Source organism: uncultured Campylobacter sp. (genome assembly GCF_947255105.1).
GTDB lineage: Bacteria > Campylobacterota > Campylobacteria > Campylobacterales > Campylobacteraceae > Campylobacter_B.
On the sequence record NZ_CAMYFP010000028.1, the window covers coordinates 1 to 3959 of the forward strand.

Consider the following 3959-nt stretch of genomic DNA (forward strand, 5'->3'; position numbering starts at 1 on the left):
CTTTCTCTAAGCCATCAATCCCCCTTTTTCTTAAATTTGTTTCAAGCCTAAATCCTAAGATGTGTGAAAACATCCCTGAGACAAAATAAAATATCGCTCCACTTGTTAGTGTAATAACAGATTTTAATGCTAAGCTCTCTGCACCAGATAAATTTGAATTAATTATTAAATTATCTAAAAATTTGTAGATTAAATAATATCCATATACTGTGAGCACTGCAGATATAACAGAAAAAGCTATAGCAAAAGCTCCAAGATATTTTTTGTCTTCTACATAAGCAAATAGCTTTTTATAAATATTCATTCATCTCCCCTTTCTTTAATATCTCATTTAGATATAAATTTTGACAATAGTTATCATTGATTTTTTATTATACATCGATTATAATACAAATACAATAGTTTTTAATCGATAAGGCTAATTGGAATATTGTCTAAAAGGGATATGATTATGATGACTTATTATGAATTTGTAAAAGAATATATGAAGGTGGATGAGTGTAAAAACAATGAGAAATATTCAAGTGCAGGGCATACATTTCGTTGGAGTAAAGATAACTCAACTTATGCGGAAGGCTTGTATTGGTTTTATGAAGGAGATGGATTTATTATTGATATACATGATTTTTATATCAGAGAAGAGGTAGTTCAAAATAGCACCTATAGTATGGCAGACTATGTTTCGATATACTCTAGCTACATTGTAAGTGCAAATGGCGAGAAATTTAATCCTTATCAAACTTTGACAGCCAACTCATTATGCACTTTTGACTTTGACAATATAAAAGATGACTTTCGATTTTTATTGCACGAGAACTGTTATTATCTTGCTGTTTCTATAGGCTTTAAAAAAGAACTTCTAAAAAAACATCTATCATCCATTAACATTGACCTAGAATCATTTTATAGGGCTTTACTTCAATCAAATCAAATAATACTTACAAAGTCATTAGAAAAAGTGGCAATGGAAATATTAAATTGTAAGATGAGCGCTCCTGCTGCTGATTTTTTCTTTAAAGCCAAAGCAAATGAGTGGATAAGCAGAGTAATAGATACCTACTTAAATAGAAAAAATTATAAAATTGAGTCTGATGATGATAAAGCACTTGAAGATGTAGCCAGATTTTTAAATGATCATTTCTCAATGAATATAAACCAAAGAACACTTGAAAAAATATCTAAAATGAGTGGAACAAAATTAAAAAATTTGTTTAAAGAAAAATATGGTCAAAGCATTACAGAATACACCCAAAGGAAAAGAATGAATGTAGCTGAAACTCTTCTTTTAAATACTGAGCTTCCCATAAAGGAGATAGCTGAGTCTGTTGGATACACATCTCATAGTAAATTTTCCATTTATTACAAAAGATACAAGGGAAAACTTCCTAATGAAGTTCGTAATTTAGCTTTCAAGCATCACAATTTAAATTGCGATTACTGTGATTAAGCTAAATTTTATTTTATTCTTTCTTCTTTCATCTCTTTGATAGTTGTTCTATTTTCGATACCAATTAGGAGTGATATAAAAATCCTCTTTTATTACAAAATTATTTTGTATTTTGATTTGATAAATTTATGAGTACAACCAATAAATCTAGTGAAATTTAGATTGAATTAGGGGCAAATTAAAGTTAATTTAGAAATTTAGGGAGCTAAATTTAAGCCAAAAGCCCAAATTTAAATCTCTTTGGGCTTTTTTGTAGATTAGTATATCTTAATTTCTATCTGTGCGCGTCTGTTTGGTTTGAGGCACTTAATGAATTTATTTCTAACAAGTTTTGAGTCGCACTCTTTGGTAGGGTCACTCTTGCCTAGACCTTTGATAGTGATGATATCTCTTTCTATACCAAGTCTTACAAGCTCATCTTTGACAGATTTGGCTCTTCTTAGCGATAAAATTGTGTTTAGATCATCATCACCAATCAAATCCGTATGACCTATCACAACGATACTTTTTATGTTATTTTTGCCAAATTCATCAACCAAATTTGAGATTTTAACTTTTTCGCTCTTTTCTAGTTTTGCACTTGCAAAGTCAAACAAAACAAAGCTATCAAGCTCATAGCCTTCTTTTTCATTTACAAAGTTTTCACAAGATTCATCTTTCCAAAATAGACTTCTAGCTTTATGATCATCTGAGTCAAAAACAACCTTATACTGGCAGATAAAGTCCTTATCGCCGGCTCTTTTTTTGAGGTTAAAAAGATAGTCCCACTCCACAACTCTCGCAACACCCGCTGGAAAATGTGGCACACCGATAAGTTCTCTTATCTCATCTTTACTCATTCCGGACTCAATTTTTCTGAGATTTTCCAAATTTACACTAAAAGCCTTTTTGTAGATGCTTTTTTCTGCATCTGGAAAGGTCACATCATCTTTGCTCATAATGCCACTTGATGGAACACTTTGACTTGATTTGGTGGTGCAACCTTGCAAAATGAAAGCTCCTAAAACTGCTAAAACTATCAACGACATTTTTCTCATATTTCTACCCTTTTTTACAATTTAAACAAAGAGTCAAAAGACTCTTTGTCAATCAAAAATGAAATCCTACGGCTACAGAAGCTCCAGCTTTATCTTGTGAATCGTAACTTGCACTTCCTTTGACTACCCATCTACCATCATCACTCATCTTAGATAGGCCAATAGCCATAGCGGATTGTCCATCATAAAAGCCACCGCCCAAGCTTATCATACCTTTTCCAGGGACTGTGGATTGTGGCATATTGCCTATTGCCATTGCTGCGGCAGTTCCTGCGCTACTTTGTTTTTTGTATCTATTTAACTGACCATAGATCTCATTTAGACCTGATTTGAGTTGTCCAACAGTGGCTGCGTCACTATTTTTGATGCCAGGTGCAACGTTGCTTATAGTTCTTTCATGTCCTTTGGCACCAACTGAAACGGTGTTGCTTCTGTTGTCATCGCTAGATCCACCACCTATAGAGACTGAGTTTTTACCTGTTGCAGTAGCGTTTTGTTCAGCCCAATGATCTTTGTTGACACTTGCTACAACAGGACTATTGTTGACAACGTTTTTGATTTTTTGAAGTTGTCCAACAGTGGCTGCATCATTAGCAGCAACTCCATCAGCTACATTTGTAATCTTATTACCGCCATTGTTAAGACCATCTTTGGTAAGCGATACTGTTTTATTTGCATCTGGTGATGTGATAGTAAGACCATCTTTATCTAACTTAATTCTGTTGATATCTATAGAGTTACTTGCAATTGTAACATTACCGTTTTTAATCTCTTTATCTGTAATAGAGATATTTTTACCAACTGATATGTTGTTGTTTTGAATGATAGTATTGCCAACAGTTACCTTTGTAAAATTAACATCATCACTTGTGGCAACTGTATAGGTTGTAGCTCCTGTAGTGGCATCTACTGCGGAAGTAACTTTTATGTTATTTCCTGCTGCTACTTTTACCTTACTCTTGTTGATATCTTTTTGTAAAAGCTGAGTAAATTTTTGAAGTTGCCCCTCAGTGGCAGCTCTACTTATATCATCGGTTGTTCCATTCCACTCTGTATTTGTAAGACCTGTGATGGTTCCACTCTCTCCACTAATTTTTACTGTATTAGTGCCATTTGTAGCAACTATATCTTTAGAGGTAACATTGTTTTTTGTTATGTTGGTATCACCCTTTTGACCAGTTGCAAAGACGATAGAACCATTCTTAGAACCATTCTTATCAAATTCAACATTGTTGCTTAAGCCTATCTTTAGATGAGTGCCATTGGCTTCTGTCTTTATGTTACCATTGGCTCCTACTATGCCTATTTGTTTATTTGTTTTTGTTGTTATTGCATTGCCTTTGTCTGCTGCTAGAGTTATATTAAAGTCTTTATTAGATATCTGTGTTGATAGATTGTTTAATTGAGTAGTTAATATCTCATTTGTAACAACACTTGTATTGCCTAAAGTTGTATCTCCAAATGTGTATTTCTTA

Annotated in this window: 3 protein-coding genes and 1 pseudogene; 1 reads left to right on the plus strand and 3 read right to left on the minus strand. The window is 33.1% G+C overall.

Translation table 11 applies throughout. The features are described from left to right. Positions 1–304, minus strand: a pseudogene (locus Q0X52_RS07870) (ABC transporter ATP-binding protein); the annotation flags it as partial. A gap of 147 nt (positions 305–451) precedes the next feature. Between Q0X52_RS07870 and Q0X52_RS07875 the strand changes: the two are divergent. Next, positions 452–1447, plus strand: coding sequence for an AraC family transcriptional regulator (locus Q0X52_RS07875; protein ID WP_297576639.1), 996 nt, complete (start codon positions 452–454; stop codon positions 1445–1447). A 257-nt stretch (positions 1448–1704) separates the two neighbouring features. Here the strand turns inward: Q0X52_RS07875 and Q0X52_RS07880 are convergent, their stop codons facing one another. Continuing rightward, a complete protein-coding gene (locus Q0X52_RS07880; protein ID WP_297576641.1) occupies positions 1705–2484 on the minus strand; it encodes an OmpA family protein in 780 nt (259 codons plus the stop codon). Positions 2485–2536: 52 nt separating this feature from the next. Continuing rightward, positions 2537–3959 (minus strand): YadA-like family protein (locus tag Q0X52_RS07885; protein WP_297576642.1); only part of this gene is annotated, 1423 nt, incomplete at its 5' end.

Coding starts and splice junctions, on each gene's coding strand:
- Q0X52_RS07875 (WP_297576639.1), top strand. CDS start 452: ATGATGACTTATTATGAATTTGTAAAAGAATATATGAAGGTGGATGAG.
- Q0X52_RS07880 (WP_297576641.1), bottom strand. CDS start 2,484: ATGAGAAAAATGTCGTTGATAGTTTTAGCAGTTTTAGGAGCTTTCATT.